The organism is Photorhabdus antumapuensis, assembly GCF_020387775.1.
Taxonomy (GTDB): domain Bacteria; phylum Pseudomonadota; class Gammaproteobacteria; order Enterobacterales; family Enterobacteriaceae; genus Photorhabdus; species Photorhabdus antumapuensis.
This window is the reverse complement of record NZ_JAHZMK010000052.1, coordinates 91337-108556: the sequence shown is the minus strand read 5'-3', so window position 1 is coordinate 108556 and position 17220 is coordinate 91337. Positions and strand designations below refer to the sequence as shown.

General features: G+C 36.8%; 10 protein-coding genes and 4 pseudogenes. 6 read left to right on the top strand and 8 right to left on the bottom strand.

Annotation, left to right across the window (positions count from 1 at the left end; all coding sequences use genetic code 11):
* Positions 1-7: 7 nt before the first annotated feature.
* The 4 genes and pseudogenes from fbpC to KZ793_RS19065 all read left to right on the top strand — a co-directional run bounded on the left by fbpC (position 8) and on the right by KZ793_RS19065 (position 1717).
* On the top strand, positions 8-1063 hold the full coding sequence (fbpC, locus tag KZ793_RS19075) for a ferric ABC transporter ATP-binding protein (protein ID WP_225816767.1): 1056 nt from the start codon (positions 8-10) through the stop codon (positions 1061-1063).
* Positions 1064-1150: 87 nt separating this feature from the next.
* Positions 1151-1360, top strand: a complete 210-nt coding sequence (locus tag KZ793_RS19070; RefSeq protein ID WP_225816766.1) for a hypothetical protein — start codon at positions 1151-1153, stop codon at positions 1358-1360.
* A pseudogene (locus KZ793_RS22980) lies at positions 1320-1421 on the top strand (type II toxin-antitoxin system RelE/ParE family toxin); the annotation flags it as partial. The gene KZ793_RS19070 and the pseudogene KZ793_RS22980, both read left to right, overlap by 41 nt.
* Positions 1418-1717 (top strand): helix-turn-helix domain-containing protein, encoded by a 300-nt coding sequence (locus KZ793_RS19065; RefSeq protein ID WP_225816765.1) that lies wholly within the window; start codon positions 1418-1420, stop codon positions 1715-1717. The pseudogene KZ793_RS22980 and the gene KZ793_RS19065, both read left to right, overlap by 4 nt.
* Before the next feature lie 52 nt (positions 1718-1769).
* Here the strand turns inward: KZ793_RS19065 and KZ793_RS19060 are convergent, their stop codons facing one another.
* The 5 genes from KZ793_RS19060 to KZ793_RS19040 form a co-directional block, all read right to left on the bottom strand.
* Positions 1770-2009 carry a type II toxin-antitoxin system HicB family antitoxin gene (locus KZ793_RS19060; RefSeq protein WP_225816764.1) on the bottom strand — a complete coding sequence of 80 codons (240 nt, stop codon included), beginning with the start codon at positions 2007-2009 and terminating at the stop codon, positions 1770-1772.
* 105 nt (positions 2010-2114) lie between these two features.
* On the bottom strand, positions 2115-6533 hold the full coding sequence (locus tag KZ793_RS19055) for a Tc toxin subunit A-related protein (protein WP_225816763.1): 4419 nt from the start codon (positions 6531-6533) through the stop codon (positions 2115-2117).
* A gap of 48 nt (positions 6534-6581) precedes the next feature.
* A complete protein-coding gene (locus tag KZ793_RS19050) occupies positions 6582-9449 on the bottom strand; it encodes a Tc toxin subunit A (RefSeq protein ID WP_255619436.1) in 2868 nt (955 codons plus the stop codon).
* 283 nt (positions 9450-9732) lie between these two features.
* Positions 9733-12054, bottom strand: coding sequence for a hypothetical protein (locus KZ793_RS19045; RefSeq protein WP_225816761.1), 2322 nt, complete (start codon positions 12052-12054; stop codon positions 9733-9735).
* A 655-nt stretch (positions 12055-12709) separates the two neighbouring features.
* Positions 12710-13339, bottom strand: coding sequence for a TetR/AcrR family transcriptional regulator (locus KZ793_RS19040; protein WP_225816760.1), 630 nt, complete (start codon positions 13337-13339; stop codon positions 12710-12712).
* A gap of 230 nt (positions 13340-13569) precedes the next feature.
* Between KZ793_RS19040 and KZ793_RS19035 the strand changes: the two genes are divergently transcribed.
* Together KZ793_RS19035 and KZ793_RS19030 are read left to right on the top strand one after the other, a co-directional pair.
* Positions 13570-13779, top strand: coding sequence for a hypothetical protein (locus KZ793_RS19035; RefSeq protein ID WP_225816759.1), 210 nt, complete (start codon positions 13570-13572; stop codon positions 13777-13779).
* Positions 13704-14120: pseudogene (locus tag KZ793_RS19030) on the top strand (Tm-1-like ATP-binding domain-containing protein); the annotation flags it as partial. The gene KZ793_RS19035 and the pseudogene KZ793_RS19030, both read left to right, overlap by 76 nt.
* Positions 14121-14467: 347 nt before the next feature.
* Here KZ793_RS19030 and KZ793_RS19025 read toward each other — a convergent pair.
* From KZ793_RS19025 to tnaC, 3 genes and pseudogenes are all read right to left on the bottom strand, one after another.
* Positions 14468-14848: pseudogene (locus KZ793_RS19025) on the bottom strand (aromatic amino acid transport family protein); the annotation flags it as partial.
* A gap of 41 nt (positions 14849-14889) precedes the next feature.
* Positions 14890-15945 (bottom strand): annotated as a pseudogene (locus tag KZ793_RS19020) (tryptophanase).
* 123 nt (positions 15946-16068) lie between these two features.
* Positions 16069-16167, bottom strand: a complete 99-nt coding sequence (gene tnaC, locus KZ793_RS22975; RefSeq protein ID WP_225816758.1) for a tryptophanase leader peptide — start codon at positions 16165-16167, stop codon at positions 16069-16071.
* Positions 16168-17220 lie beyond the last annotated feature (1053 nt).

Here is a 17220-nt window from a genome sequence, read left to right as displayed (position 1 = left end):
TGACGATATGACACAACAAAATTTTGTCGAACTGAAAAATGTAACCAAACGGTTCGGTAGCAACACCGTGATCAATAATCTGGAACTGTCTATTCCACAGGGACATATGGTCACACTGTTAGGGCCATCTGGCTGTGGAAAAACCACCGTATTGCGTCTGGTCGCCGGGCTGGAAAAACCGAGTGAAGGTAAGATTTTCATTGATGGTGAAGACGTTACAGATCGCTCTATCCAGCAACGGGATATCTGTATGGTGTTTCAATCCTATGCCCTGTTCCCGCATATGTCGCTAGGGGAAAATATTGGCTACGGGCTGAAAATGCTAGGGCGGCCTAAAGCAGAAATACGCGAACGGGTTAAAGAAGCACTGGAGCTGGTGGACTTAGACGGTTTTGAAGATCGTTATGTGGACCAAATCTCTGGTGGTCAACAACAGCGCGTCGCTCTTGCTCGCGCACTGATCCTCAAGCCTAAAGTCTTACTTTTCGATGAACCGCTGAGTAACCTTGATGCTAATCTGCGCCGCAGCATGCGCGAGAAAATCCGCGAATTACAGCAACAATTTAATATCACCTCGCTCTATGTCACTCATGATCAAAGTGAAGCATTTGCCGTTTCCGATGCGGTATTGGTGATGAATAAAGGTAAAATCATGCAAATTGGCACGCCACAAACACTCTATCGTCAGCCAGCATCTGAGTTTATGGCAAGTTTTATGGGAGATGCCAATATCTTCCCGGCGACTTTAGCGACTGATTATGTCGAGATTTTCCAATATCGCCTGCCACGACCAGCAAACTTTACCACCAACCGACAATCGGTAACGGTAGGCGTCAGACCGGAAGCCATTACCCTGAACCGTGATGGAAATATCAGCCAACGCTGCACCATCAGCCATGTGGCTTACATGGGGCCACAATATGAAGTCACCGTAGATTGGCAAGGGCAAACGCTGTTATTACAGATTAACGCCACCCAATTGCAACCCAATGTCGGCGATAATTACTATCTGGAAATTCATCCGTTTGGGATGTTTATTTTGGCAGAACAAAGCAGCAGTTAATTTGATTGCAAAAAATCCTGACTTTTCGATCAAAAGGCCGCCAGATGGTGGCCTATATAATGAAAAAAAGACATTACCGCAGAACTTTTGAAGTATGATGATAAAAAAATGCTCGAACCAAGACTTTTAGTAGAGGTGAAAGTGAGCACTAAATTGAACGAAATGCTTGGCTTTGCCAAAGAATTGGAAGAGGCTGGTATTTCTAACGGTGATTTAACCAAAAAACTTGAAACTAAAATTCAGGCTCGCAATTTAAGTACTGCACTGCTTCCAAAAGAAAAAACAGACAACCAGTAAGCAGGATGCGGTACTTGCCAGAAAACACGTTAAAGCACTGATACAGGAGCGGAAATTATGAAAATGCAGACTTTTGAAAGCGTATGGGACGCGATCAGTGATACACCAGAACAGGCCGAAAACATGAAGATCCGAGCGCAGCTAATGAATATGCTCAATGTATGGATTGCAAAACGGGAATTTACCCAAGCTGAAGCCGCCAAAATGCTAGGGGTTACCCAGCCCCGTGTTTCAGAGCTTGCCAGGGGGAAAATACAGCTTTTCAGTGTGGATAAACTGATTGCGATGATGGCTCATGCAGGTGTGTATATCCGGCATATGCCAGAAGTCGCTTTAACCGCATTACCTGCCGTTTAACTCCCTCTCAAAAGTGAGATCTAGTGCTTAGCATGCTGAATTTCACTTTTACTTAAAAGCCCCTGATTTCATTACCGCTATACAATTTGTAAGGTTCTATGCCATCTTTTTTACACTCATCAAAGAAGATAACCAGAGATTTAACGCCCTCTTCCTTCAACTCACCAATGTTATAAGCGTAAAAGTCAGCAGCACCACTTAACCCGACAAACTCACCGCGAAACATCTTGATTTTCGGGTCAAAAGTAATAACAGCCACATGGTCGGCAATTTTTAATGTACTGTTCATCATATCTCAATTCCTAATTAAAACAGCAAGAACCTGGCAAATAATGGAAATAAATTTACCAGATTCCTGATTAAATATTAAATACAAAACCAGCGACAAATAAACATATTATTTAAGTAGTTCTCTTACCTGAGCGGCAAATGCCTCACCGCCATCTTTCGCAGTATAACGTACATGCAAAATAATATCGGTCAAATTATCCAGAATATCTCGCTGTATACTGTCTGTTGCCGCTGATGGGAAGGTGAGTTTCCAGTCAGAAACCGCCCCGGTTCCTTCAAAAGGCAGATAACGATCATCACCGAAATTAAGATTAAATGTACCACTATCATTAATACCTGATGAAAGTGCGATTTGTTGACTCGCTCTCAAATTGGTGACAATTTGTTTATTATCGCCCTCCTTATTTGACAGTAAATATTTCACACCATTAATATCTGGCGTTTTCAGCGTATAACTTTTCGTTTGAGTTAAAATTGCTTTAATATCCTGATAAGGACCCATTAATGTTGGCAGTGTGACCGATACAGAAGTGATCTGGCGTAAATAATGCCCGGCATAATCTTGATCAAATAATTTTTCATTCAGTATAAATGTCATTCCTTCACCGGTTTTAAGTTCAGATTGAATCTCTGCCCATTTCTTAGTACCAGATAATAGATTTTTTAACGAAATTGTTTTAGTTAACTCTAAACGACGTTCATTACGATTCAAATAAGCTGACTCCATTTTCAGTAGATTCAATTTAATCTTTTCACCTACCAATAAACCATTATGGTTATCGTCCCAACCATTTTGCACAATGAATTGTGTGGAAAAATCCCCCATTTCATATTGCCAGCATGCTTGTGCATTTAAACATAGCGACAGTACTGCATCATAAGCCTGACGATATAATGACATCATCTGATCATTCAACCATTGATAAAGAGAAGATTTCGTTACTCTGGTCACAGTAAAAAATTGATACATATCCTGCTCTTTTTGCAGTTGTGCCTGAGATTGCTGTAGCGTTGTATTTGCGGCGGAGATTTGTGCCTCTTGCTGTTCGAGCTGTTTTTTCAACATTTCCAGTTCACTTTCCGCCTGTTTATATTGAATCTCCCACTCTTCACGTCGCCGGTTATAACCTGCTTTAACACTCAACGTATCACTCGCCATTTGCATAATTAATGATGCAGTACGTGTAATACCCGCAGAACAAATAAGCGGCATATGCCATCGTTGCCCACCAAATGACGTTCCCGCAATACTCGGTATCAGCGAAGCGGCGCCAGCAGCGGTTAACATTCCTTCCTCAACAGAAGAAATAATTTTTGCCGTACCTTGTAAATTCAGCGCATTGGTTTCATCTGTAGAAATGTTTTCATCATAAAGCGCCTTATAATGATCAATCCGCTGTTGTAATGTCTGCTGACTTTTTAATAATGCCTCTTTTCCTTTTTCAGCAATTGCGACAGCATCTTTCTGCAATGCAATAGCGAAAATAGCTAAATCTTTTAAATGTAATTGATTCAACTCTTCCTGTTCCGCGCGATCTTTACGTTCTTGCGCACTTAAGAGTAAATCACCAAAATGACTTAATGTATCTACCGCATGATAAACACTGGGTAATAGCGCCCGGAAACGATAAGGCGGTATATTCAAAATACCCTTGCTACCTGCTGACAATAATGATCCGCCGTTTGCCAGTAAAGCGAGCAAGTTTTTCGGATCAACCGGTGTTGCATATAATGGTAACGACAACGGTTTACCATCTAAAGTCAAGTTGTGGCGCAAATTATAAAATCTGCTGGATAAAATATCCCAATACCATAATAAATCATTGTTCAAAGGCACTCTGAAAATAGCATTATCCACTGCCGCATGAGCACCGACTTTAGTGGCTGGAAGATCAATTAACATATCAGGAACAATATTACTCTCAAATTCGCGTAATTTATTATTCTTTGAAGAGGTGATATCTGCCAATTCAACAGGTAGCCAATGACTGACCAAATCAAAATCGGGTCTGGGACCGAGTAATTGCTGTGCTTGAAGATAGCGTAATTTAGCATTATTTAATCCATCATTGGTCAGAAAGCGATAAAAGCTATCACCAAAATCAATTAAGTTCTGCACATACATTTGGAATATGGCTTTCTTATAATGTACCGGATCTGCATAAGCTATTGCATCTGGATCTTGTAATCCTTTTAGTTGTACTGAGCTATCTCGAGAAACCTCTAACAGGCTGCAATTCCAATAGTTTGGGCTACCATTATTCTTATTTTTACCCCCTGGATTGAAAATATAATGCAACCAGTTTTGGGCATCCTGATATTGTTGTGAGGTATTGAGTTGATATGCGACTAAATAAGGAACATGGAAGAAGAGCTCCCAAAAATAAATACTATTTGCCCCGTTAAGTGCTGAGTCATTATTTTCATCACTACCCGGAATAGGCGGCTCTTTAATATGTTGCGTCTCCCAATTCAATACATCAGCAATAGAATAGTTAGCCCGTGCAATAAGCTCCTTGCCAAATAAAGTATTTAATCTGATAGATCGATACTTAAATTGCAATTCAGTAATATCCAGATACTGTGCTTGCGTTTTTTTATCATAGGCCAACAGCAAATTAGGATAGGGAGTTTTACTGAGTTTAACTTCATAATAGTTATAACCTAAATCCGCATCTTCCCCTGCTTTCTTATAACCTAACTTTAAAAACACACTCGAATCATTACCATTTATTTCATTGAGATCAAGTTCTACCGGAGGAATAATACTACTTCCATTGAGTAATTGACCTTTTGAATATAACAGATTATCGCTACCATTCTTAGTATTCCATAAACAGAAATCAGCTTCTCTATAACCTGAATGGTCAATATCTACTTTTGGCGTTCCATCTCCAGAAGCAACAAGTTTACCGCCAGATTTATTAAGCTCTGAACTAAATACTTTAGCTTCTTGTAATCCAGACAGTGGCACCTCCATTTCTTTGGTAAAATGATAGGCATTACCTTGCTTTTCTCCCCATTCAGAAAAATTAACCGTCAACTCAGGATAACCACTCTGACTGGAATTAAACATAATATAAAAATAGTCACCTGCTGCATAACCATTATCATTAATAGTCACCGCGACAGAAACCATTATTTTCCCATTATTCTCTTTAGCACCACCGGCGAGTGAAATATTAACCTTTCCTTTTTCACTCGATTTACTTTTAAGATCAACATTACATTCTACAGATTTAATAATCTCTTTCCCAATTGATAAACTATTATTACCTCTAAGGCGTAGTTTTCCATTACCCATTTCAGCAAATAGTGTCATTTTCCCTGTCGCAAGCCCAGGATAACTTCCTGACTCCTGATAAACCGGTTTATCAACTAATTTATAGGTATCGCCAAAATAAGCTGACAACATATTATATTGTGCAAGATCTTTTGTAGAATTAAATTTAATCTGTTGATAAATATAAATATCTAATAAATGGTCACCAACCTTAGGCACAGGAACTTCACTAAATAGTAAATTACAAGAGTACTGATGATGTTCTTCTTCTGATATATTATTATTTGATTTTTCTGTTTTATAAATAGCAGAAATAACTAATACAGGTTCAGCTCGCAAATCCATTAATGCAATTAGTTCAAAATCATTATTAACTTTATTCTTATCACCAGTAAAAGTACGTAATTTATTTGGAATACTCCATTCACCATTAAATTTTCGATATATCAGATTAATACTATAATAATTTTTCTCTTCACTATTATTATCAAGCTCATGCGCCAACCAAACGATGTGAAGACGACCATCAATAACAACTGGACGGATCTTAATGATTTCCCCAGTAGCAGGAATACCAATTTTTTCCCATTCTTTCCAAGCGGTAGGATTAATGATATCTTGCATATTTCGATTCGCCATATTCAGCGATCGCCAATAATATTGACCTGGCGTAATATTCATCTTACCAATGAAATAATATTCAGCCTGAGCGGGTGCTAATTCCTTAGTCGTACTGATATAACCGCTCATTAACTCTAAATTACTTATTTCTTTAAATTTATTTAAGTAATTCAATATGACTTCCTGAACAACCTCATCACTCAATTTACCTTTATTTAAATTATCCTCCAACTCTTTAAAATCACTTGTTTTATTCTGACGTAATATAGGACTAATATAATTTTCTGGATAATTCCATAATTGTTGAAAACCAGCCCAAATATTATATTGGCTTAAAACATCATTCCATTTCTCTACTTTATCTTCATGTTGATAATCATACCCTGGTTCCATGTTAAGCATAATGCCATTAATATATTGCTGAACACTGGAAATCGCTTGTGCAGCGACACTGGTATTAACCTGACTAGATACCTGATTATCAATAAGTAAATACTGATACAAATCATCCGGCGTTTTTAAATCGGGTACATTAGCTGTTTTTGAAATATGCCCCAAGTAATAACTAACTAATCCATCACGAATATTCTCAGCTAATTTTTTAGAAACAATATTTTTCATATCCTGAACCTCTATTAGAAAATTTTTATTCCATCATGACAGTTATATTTACAGAGTTGCTACCATCGCAGCACCAACCTGTTTATAATCCTCATAAGAGGAATGAGCATTAATATTTATCGTCGCTAACAATAAACGCATGGAAAGCGCCATCTCCTCAGACCAAACTTTAAGTCTCATCATGGTATCTATTTCGGCCAATGTTTTTACTCTATTATCTTTCTTGCCAATAATATATGAATGAGCTAATAGCACTTCATCACTCTGCCATGACAATAATTCAGTTAATATTTTCACCATATTAGCTTTATCGTTATTTTGACCATCCGTATTAACTAACTGCAAATAACGCAATATTTTATCTTCCGCGTTATCTAAAGAAGCAGCTAATTGCAGCCAATCCCGGTAGCGACTGAAATAATAAATAATTGATAAAGAAAATTGTGTATTTTTGCAGCCAAACCTTTCAGGATGTTCAGAAAAATGATTCAACATCACAGTACTCAGTTGGAAAGTTTTAATTGCTGAAATATATCGCGATAAATCATACATCAGTATCAAATAATCCTGACCGATCATCTCTGGCTGCAAATTCTTATTATCAAATAATTCAAATGACTTCAATAAGAAATCATAACTACTTGAACCAATCCAATTTAAAATAAATAACGGAAACGGTTGTGATAACTGAAATGCATTTGCCAACATACTGGCTGATATTGCATGTTGTGCAGATTGAGTTTGAGTGATAATTGCAGCCCACTGCTCAGTAATAGATACTTTAACTTTCTCATCAAGTAATATACTTTTTATCGCTTTATTAATCTCATTAGTAATATTAACATCAGGCTTAACTAAACCATATTTTTGATGCGATACCGCGTTTAAAACAGTTTGACGTGGGGTTAACCAATTAATCAAATCACCATTATTATCTAATGCTGGCAAAGTATTCGACGATAAACTTTCCAGGGTTAAGCTTTCTGAATCACGATGCAGTCCAACTTGATTAATAAAGGCCACCTGCGATGCATTTCCGGTCATAACAACTTCGTTAGCCGGTAATAAAAATAACTGGAGAGCACCAACAGATAATTTATTTTTTGCCAACCATTCTGTGGCTTGCTCCATTGCAATCATAATATCCAATATATCTGTTTGCCTATTATTTCCTGATGGCAATAAATAAGGAATACCAGCGACCTGTTTTAATACTTTATTTCCACCTATCAGCGTTAAAAGAACCACACCTTCCTGTGGTGTTAACCCCAAAATTCTCGATAATTGCACAATGCGATAAAACGCAGAAACAACAGGAAGTGAACACGTTAAACTCTTTTTGCCAATCGATTCGGCAACTAATGGCGCTAATAGAGCAAAAGTACTCGCTTCAATTTTTAATCCAGCACATAACTTACTAATAATAGTATCATCCTGCTTTATTTCCGAATAAAACTTACTATCATCAATCACCAAGGGCGCAGCAAATAACGAAGATGAATTGAATATCTGATCAAAGAAAGGAATCGCGGCACCCGTTGAGAAAGGGGTAATTTGATATATCAATGCGGCAAAATCATCAGGCGAAATATGATATTTTTTGCTCCAATGATGGAAAATACCTAACATACGTAAAGTATTATCATTCATTTGTAATTGTTTATTTTTATCCCCTTCAGCCCGCATAGTTGCAGTCACCAATAAATCAATTTTATCTACTGGCAAATTAACCCATTTCCACAACCGTATCATGCGATTTAATCTATCAAAGCGTTCATGACTCACACCCGATAATTTATTTACCTCTTGTTGCAAATTACCACTTGAGACAAATTCACGAGACAAATGTAAAAAATCACTCTCTTTTGCATTTGACCCATTAATAAAAACCGCCCCATAATTGTAAGGTGCCGCAGGTATATTCAATTTTGGTACATTGCTGGATAATCTCACATTATTTTGTTCTAATGCCGCCCCTTTATTTGTAGATATTCCTTTTATACATAATAATTGCTCAACTTCCGCTACTGAGAGAGAGGTTTGTGTAGTAAAATTTGATAACAATTCAAGCAATGCTGCATTATTAACACCGTAATTATCCTGATAGAATTGGTTATTAGATGGATTCAATGGTTCACTAATTATTTTTTGCTGAGAAATACCTAACTGGTTTACTAAAGGTGTTACAAATTCTCCATTAGCAGTATTCAAATTGGATTTAAGAAAATAAGGATAACTCTTATCTGTTTGTTGCATCATTTCCAAACAAAAAAATTTTCTATTATCAAACGTTAGATTAATTTGGTTTTGTGCATAATCATAAGGGAGTTGGAATGGATAACGTACATTAGCCAAAAGATCATAACTGGATAAATTGGCCTTTCCTTGCTGTTTTAGCATAGCTTCCAAACGCTGACTGAGCATAGTATTAACCAATGACAGTGTTGTAATCTCCTGATTAATACTGACTTCATCCAACATTAAATGTGCCAAATCAGAGCGGCGCTCATCTATTTTAATTGCCTCAGAACCCGCATTCGATTCAATATCCATAGCTAATTTATAAATTTCTGCTAAATAAGCAACCGGTGAATTATTCGCTTCCGGGGCGCTATTTGGGCAATATTGCTGCCAGTTATCCTGAAATAAGGATTGATATTGAGGACCTTCTTTTAATGAAAGAGAAGAATAACTCCTGGCATATGTATGATGAGTGTAATGCTGCTGGCGAAATTTACGCGCTATTTGTATGGCATAGCTGTTTGCTGTATCATAAATATCTTCTGCCTGATGTTCTGAATTATACTTCGCTAAAAATAGATTACGAGGTGTTCTTATAATATCAAAAACAGATTTATATCCTAATTCGATTATCTTATCGGTAAAGTTATATTTATTACCTAATGTCTCCAGCAATGGGCTGATATCATGATTCATAGGATCGCCTTTATTTATTAGAAATATACCCGTCATCTTTCAAGTTGCTTCTTTGTTGGCTGCACTCACTCACCCCAGTCACATAGTTATCTATGCTCCCGGGGATTCGCTCCTTTGCCGCCGCGATGCATCTTGAAATCCATAGGGTATATACAGGATGGATATTTTTTTATAAAAAAAAACAATAAATTAGAGAACAGAGATGCAATAAACAATAAGAAATTTATTGCATCATCTGATGGTTATTAAGAATAGTTAATTATTAACTGATTTTCGGCTCAAGTGTAATCAGAGCATATCCCGCACGATTGGGTTTATTTTTATGTGTCACTCTGAGCAAAACAACTTCTGATCGAGTAATATCACTTGGCGCAGTATAAGTTGCCGTATATTTCTCGATGTCATTACCAAACTCATCTTTTATGACTTCTGGTTCTCCTACCTTAATACTTCCTCTTTCTGGCATAAGGCTCCATTCACTTGGAGAAGTCAAATCATTACCTATAGAAGTGAACTTCATTACTGCATCTGGTGTTAATAACTCCTGATTATAGCTAGGATCAATCTTGAATTCAGCTATAGTACTTTTACTGATAAGCAGAATATTGACTTTATCTAAATCGCCATTATCAGCAACAGCCGTCACCGTGACCATATTATATCCGGCCGGGAAAGAGGCTGGAGGCGTATATTTGCCACTCGTATCGACAACGCCATAACCAGCACCCGTTTCCACATTCCAATTCACTTTCTTATTGCCATAAACAGTAAAATTGACATTCTTATTAACATCATTTTCATTGATAACAACAAAAGAAGGGCTAACCGATACGGAGGAAGGCAACAGAGTTACAACCGCAGAAGCTTTAGCGTTTGTTTGTGAGTCTGTCGCAGTAATTGTCACAATTTGACTATTCCCTTTTATCTTAGCCGGTGCAGTGTAATCGCCGGTATTCGCATCAATACTCCCCAATCCCGCTGGCGTAATAGACCAATTTACCGTTGCATTGATGTTGGTTGTAAATTTATGCTTAGTGTTCACTGGCATCGTTAATTGAAGATCATTGATTCTAAATGCAGTTAATGTTGGGGAAATATTACCAAATAACACCATATCCCCAGGCACATACACTTTATCAAATTCAAGATAATTACTTTCAGGAAAAAGAAGGTGATTAACTGCAAATAGACGTATGCTATCGAGTTGAATCTTTGCCACGTTGGCTAAATTATTTTCAACGATATCTTTAACAATTCCTGCTGTTTTATCGATAAACTCTGATTCAAAATCAGGGCCTATAATACCTCCCCAACCAGATGCACCTTGTTTGTCATAACGGGTACTCATTCCATAATGTGATTCCAATTTAATTTCATCATTAGATATAACTGTAGGCGTAATATCTATTGATCCGTCAACATAGAAATCAATTTCCTTGCTAGAATAATGACCAGTTATTAGAGTACTTTCTAAGAAACCGACTTTTTGAGCAAAACGATAAGCTTGACCATTATTACCTACTCCAGAAAAGACAATTTTTTCCTTTCCAGGTTTAATATACATTCCAGAATAAGGAATTTTTACCTTTTCTGGCCAAACACTATTGGCACCATTATATTTAACCAATCCCGTCCATACTGTATAGGGCTTTCTTTTATATTTTATAGGCTCATTACTTTCAGAATATCCACTTTTTATATTCAAATATTTAGCTGAATCATCTTGTTGATAATTGAGACTGATCAGTTCTAATTCTACTCCCGTCGAACTCGGTAATAAACGTTCATATTGCGGTTTAAGAATATTCTCAAAAAGTGTCTTATTACTGATAATTAATACCGCAGAACGATTATCGGGTATCAAATAAGGAAAATTACTTGAGTTAGTCGGTAATACTCCACCATTAGGATTATAGTGTGTTGCAATAAATAACAACACCGCCCCATGACCATAATTATCAGCACCATATGAATTAGCACCGGGCGCAGGTTGAGTTCTGATTTTAAACATTGTTGGTACTAACCCATACGAACTACCCAACTTCAAAACACCTAACTCATAAGTGACATCATTATTTTTGAGCCAATTACGGAAAAACTCCTTTACTTCTGCTGGCGCATCGTCAATAACATTGATTACCCCCAAAGTCCCTTTTTTAAACTCAACGACAACTTTGCCATCACCACCAACAGATCCTGTTGCCGCAATCAAGTCAACAGTTATGGTCATATGGTAATCATTATTCGGTGTAATTCTTTGATAATTTTTTACTCTACCATCATCATAAAGTTCTACTATCGTGCCAGCAATAAAGTTTAATTTTACCGTTGCCTGAGAACGTTCAATTGATGAATTTTCAAAGGAAATTAACGGCACTCCCAATACCAAATTGTCAAATTTTATCTTTTTACTCTCACTTTCCCAGCAAATAGGCGAAAAATGTGTACCTTCACTCACTTTTCTCACATATTGCTGTTCAAACAGCATATTTATTTTAGCTCTATCATAGGCAGCAATAATATCCCATCCAAGAGTCTTCGTTTTACCATTAAAATCATCAATAATGCTATTTTCTGTGGTCATATAATCACCTATTTTAGACGTCATAAAAGTTCTGTTATTAAAGGAAAAATTTCAAACAATAGCTACTGCTATTATATTATCTCAACGTAAAAGTAATAATCAGAATAGTGAATATTTATGTTCTATATTTCTAGCTTAGCGATAAGATGCAGAACAAATATATATTACCTAATCTATTCTGATGGATTAATAATCAATTAGGATAGATATGATAAGCATAACATATATTAATGGAAATATAACATAGCTAAATATTAACATAAAATATGCAATGGATAATATATAATATTAGCCCCACAGTTAATATTTAAATACAAAAATCAATAAATAAAAAATGACAATTACACTGTAAAACACATATTATAAGTTCTGCGAATATCAAAAGCCCCTTCTGCGTGACCTATTACGTCTAAAGTTGCTTTGCCAACACAGCACAATAATGCTCAATATCCACATTACCGCTACTGACGATAATCCCCCCTTTTAGCTTCGCAATGATTGACTTATTTGGCGGTCGGCAGCAATGACATCACCATAAACAGGAATATTTTGCATAGGAATAACTGCAAGTTATATAAAACATAGACAAATAAGTAAGTCAGTAAATAACGCCTTATGACTATACCCGTTATCCTTCAAGTTGCCTCTTTGTTGGCTACGCTGACTCAGAATCTCTGTGCGCTTGATTAATTATCGCTTTTGCCATCCATTTAGTGATCTCAATAATTTCCGCATTATCCATCCGCCAGATATCTTTCATCACCAAAAAGACTTCCGAGCCATAAATCAAGGAAAAAGACCGAATGACATTTTCCAAAGTATCCGGCGGAAAATGCCCTTTTAATGGTTCAACAACCATTGCAAGGATATCTTTACGATGCCCACGTACCAGTTTCTTTTCCTGCTTATCCTCAGATAAACATCCCTGAGCCCATTGTTGCAAGGAAACTAACAGAGCAGCTCGCAATGCGCCTTCGTGTTGAAACATTCGAGGATAGGCAAAATCCAACAACTCAGTAATCCGCTCCTCGGTCTTTTCACTAGCAGGCTTCCAGGTGAGGATCGGCCCAAGGCTGGCGCCAACAATGGCATCAATTAAATCACTTTGCGTCGGAAAATAGCGATATGCCGTTGCTCTGGAAACACCCGCATGCATTGCCAATTCAGAAACCGAAGGTATCGCTCTCTGTTCAAAAAGTTCCAGCGCCGCATTTATTAGCAATGTATAAGTTTTTTTCCGAGTACCAGTAAAATGAATTTTCGTCTTCGAGTCCATCATTGCCATAACTCTTTCACAATAGAAATCGTAACATTAACACTTATGGTTAAAATATTTTTTCGCTATCATCACTCTACTCAACCATCTACAAAACGACCAAATTGATTCAATTTATTTATGGATAAAATGAGATGACAGTCTCAATTTGGTAATATAACAGTGATACTTGAGTCTCATATTGACTATAATCTGTCCATGAATGAGTAGTCAGCATCAGGGAAGTATCCATAATTATAATGAAAAAAAGTCAAGGCTATGTTTATATCGCTACTATTTTTGATACCAAGCGCGCAGAAATTTTCTACGTCAAGGATCTGATCAAAAAAGCTGGCCTTGCCGTTCGAACTGTGGGTTTGACTACTCAACCTGGCTCACTACCACTGAAATCCGTGACTATCTGTTTGGCGGTGTTCTTGCCGGTGACGCTGACCGTCTGGGGGCAATAATCCGCACGAGAATACCTTATATCAGCTCTTACGAAACGTTGGATATGGTGAATTTCAGTCATCTGAATTCTATCCCGGAACGCTACAAATACAGGCAATTTTACCGTCACAATCCGCAAGTAACATTGATGCGCACCATACCGGAAGAGAACCGACAAATGGGAATCTGGATCGCTGAAAAACTCAATCAGTGCGAAGGAAAAGTAAAATTTATTATTCCAGAAGGTGATTTTCCCGCTCTGGATATTAAAAATAGACAACTCATTAAAAGCCCTCATCATGTGAATTCACTTGATTTTTGCCAACAGGTGATTGACGAATACCAGCAAATGATGGCTTAGCACCGGCGATAATACCGTTGCAAAAACAACACTGACACTGAAAGATTATATACAACTAATTAATGACTAGGCAAAAAGTTGCCAAAAGAGGGCATTCTAATGCTATTGTTCTATCAGTGATGAATTTACGATGTGTCTGTCAGGACGTTGTACTAAAAGAAATTAAAGCAGTTAACTATTCGTGTTCTAAAGGGAAGCCATAAGAACTTCCTGTTAATAACCCTGCTGTAAGATGTTAGGAGTTAACAAACTAAATTAAAACATAAACATACCGGCTTTGTTTTCTCCCTTTCGGAGCTTATTTCCGTCAACACCAGGCTCCTGCGGCCCCCACCGCAGGAGTTTTTTTATGAATAAACGGGCAGCAGGTTAAAACTTGATAAGATATGGGCAGCAGCATTTAGTACGCCAAATAGCAAAATCAAGCCGAGCATCACATTACCTCCCCAAACTCGATACATAGGGCTACCAAATCGTTTACGGGATGCTCTGGCAAGTAACACAGGAACGATAGCAGCCCAAACTGTTGCAGCAAGGCCAGCAAAACCAATCGCATGAATAAAGCCATTCGGATAAATCATTCCACCAACCATTGGCGGAAGAAATGTCACTAATGCCGTTTTAAAGCGCCCTAGCTTGGTATCATCAAATTTAAGCAGATCAGCTAAGTAATCGAACAATCCAAGCGTGACACCAAGGAATGAGCTGGCAACCGCAAAGTTAGAAAAAAATTTGGGATGCTCTTAAATAAGGAGCACCCCGATTATTATTATTTAATTGGTTTTAATCTTGCAACGAAATGTCGTAATACGGATGGCTCATAAGTAAACATTAATCCTTTAATCTGAGGAATTCGCTCCTTTAAAGAAATAAAGGCTTCTACAACATAATCCATATGATCATTAGTATAGACGCGACGAGGAATAGTTAATCGCAAAAGTTCCATTGGCACACAGCGGGTACGCACTTCATTAAAGAGATCTTCATCATCACGGAAACAGCAAAGACCACCAATATTGACCAAAGGGTCTTTTTTAGCTGACATTGTTAACATATCGCCATATTGATACATCTCCTTGACGATCTGCTTAACGGATTTATTTTCATAGCCCTTTTCTCTTTGCTTAATAAACCAAGCATTTTCACAAAAACGGGCTGAATCAATCACCACAGGAATATCATGTTGCTTTGCTATCTCATACACAGTGCTCATATTAGCAATAGAGATAGGCTGACCACCGGAGCTGTTACAGGTAACGGTTGTAATAATCGCGACAATATTATCAGCGCCATGTTCCGCTATCGTTTTTTTCAATTCATCAATATCAAAATCGCCTTTCCACTCATAATAGGTGGTGGTATCAAAGGCTTTTGGTGTGACAACATTAATCGCTTTCGCGCCATTTAATTCAACATGAGCCGCTGTCGTATCAAAATGGAAATTAGAAATAAACACCGGATGTGTTGCACCACCTTGTGCTTTTTTCCGAGCAATTAATGTCGGAAATAAAATCTGCTCTGCTCCACGCCCTTGATGGGTTGGAATAGTATATTGGTAGCCAATTAATTCATTAACTTTATCACATAAATGATAATAGTTACGGGAACCTGCATAAGCTTCATCCCCCATCATCATCCCCGCCCACTAGCGATCACTCATTGCTCCAGTGCCAGAATCTGTCAGCAAATCAATATAAACCGCGTCACTGGGTAATAGGAATGGATTATATCCGGCTTCTGCTAATACTTTTTCACGTTCGGCACGGGTAGTCATACGAATATTTTCTACCATTTTAATACGGAAAGGTTCTGGAATACGTTTCATATATATTTTTTATCCAATAGTTGGCTATACTGCATAATTCAGACAAATTTCCAAAAACAACCAGAAATACGCCAGAATAAATATAGTGATTACAAGATTTAATTTTAAATATAACCAGAACAACTAATCAGGGAAAAAATGAGAAATACGGTGATCGACATTAAACCATGCTTGCATATTACAAGAACAAATAAGATGATAACGTAAAAATATAGAAATCATAAAATGAATTTATTCCCTGATTAAAATCAGCCATTAAGATATAGATAATATTTAAATTATCCGTGACCAATTCCACAAAAATAGAAAGCATCAAAAATATAATTTTATATATATACCTAATAGATTTNNGCAAGTGAATGAATCCCCAGGAGCATAGATAACTATGTGACTGGGGTGAGTGAAAGCAGCCAACAAAGCAGCAGCTTGAAAGACGAAGGGTATAGATTCAATTTAGTTAATCAGATAAATTATCAAGATAAATAGGCAACGGATTTAATAAAAAAATATAACAATGCAATTAAGCACCATTAATTAAATAAACTACTAACACAATAAACCACGAATATAATTTACAAAAAACCGCCCTTTAATAAAGGGCGGAAAATAGAGAAAAACATAGGTAGAATTCCGCATAATACAATAATTGCACTAGCTGAACATCAATATAGCTCCCCTTTCGATTAACTATTTTTTTCAACTACAACAGGCGTTGGATAATCAGAGGTTAAATGATTAGGAACGTGAGAACCGATAATACATGTTGCAGTATGAGATGAAAAAACGATACATTTTATAGCACATATAGGAAAATGTGGTTGCAGCACACAAGCATAAGTAGATGTAGAAAAAGCAGAAAAAAAAGTCAACGTTAAAAGGGCCCAAAGTAACTGGTGTTGTAATCTATTTATCATCATATCACCTCACTGAATGGTATATTTTCATTTCCTTATGTTCGACTCCTTTAAATTAATTATAGGACAAAATTTAACCACAAAGATTTTTCTATCACTTTGTTGATAAATCGTTTAAGTTATCATAAAAAACTTAATGACCCGATTTGAAGAATCTCTACAATCCAACAAAATTATTCATCAATATCAAACCATAAACAATATCCCATAATGATTCATTAGGCATACATATATAGATACCCATATATTGGCCAATTTGACATTCAATAAGCACCACTAATACATTAAAAAATTGTGTAAAATATTTTTAACACGGGTATTTGAATTTGTTATCAATTCCGCTAATACATCCGACAAATAG

Excerpts from the sequence above, each read along its gene's own strand:
- fbpC (WP_225816767.1), top strand. The coding sequence starts at position 8 with ATGACACAACAAAATTTTGTCGAACTGAAAAATGTAACCAAACGGTTC.
- KZ793_RS19065 (WP_225816765.1), top strand. The coding sequence starts at position 1,418 with ATGAAAATGCAGACTTTTGAAAGCGTATGGGACGCGATCAGTGATACA.
- KZ793_RS19060 (WP_225816764.1), bottom strand. The coding sequence starts at position 2,009 with ATGATGAACAGTACATTAAAAATTGCCGACCATGTGGCTGTTATTACT.
- KZ793_RS19055 (WP_225816763.1), bottom strand. The coding sequence starts at position 6,533 with ATGAAAAATATTGTTTCTAAAAAATTAGCTGAGAATATTCGTGATGGA.
- KZ793_RS19045 (WP_225816761.1), bottom strand. The coding sequence starts at position 12,054 with ATGACCACAGAAAATAGCATTATTGATGATTTTAATGGTAAAACGAAG.
- KZ793_RS19040 (WP_225816760.1), bottom strand. The coding sequence starts at position 13,339 with ATGGCAATGATGGACTCGAAGACGAAAATTCATTTTACTGGTACTCGG.
- KZ793_RS19035 (WP_225816759.1), top strand. The coding sequence starts at position 13,570 with ATGAAAAAAAGTCAAGGCTATGTTTATATCGCTACTATTTTTGATACC.
- tnaC (WP_225816758.1), bottom strand. The coding sequence starts at position 16,167 with ATGATTTCTATATTTTTACGTTATCATCTTATTTGTTCTTGTAATATG.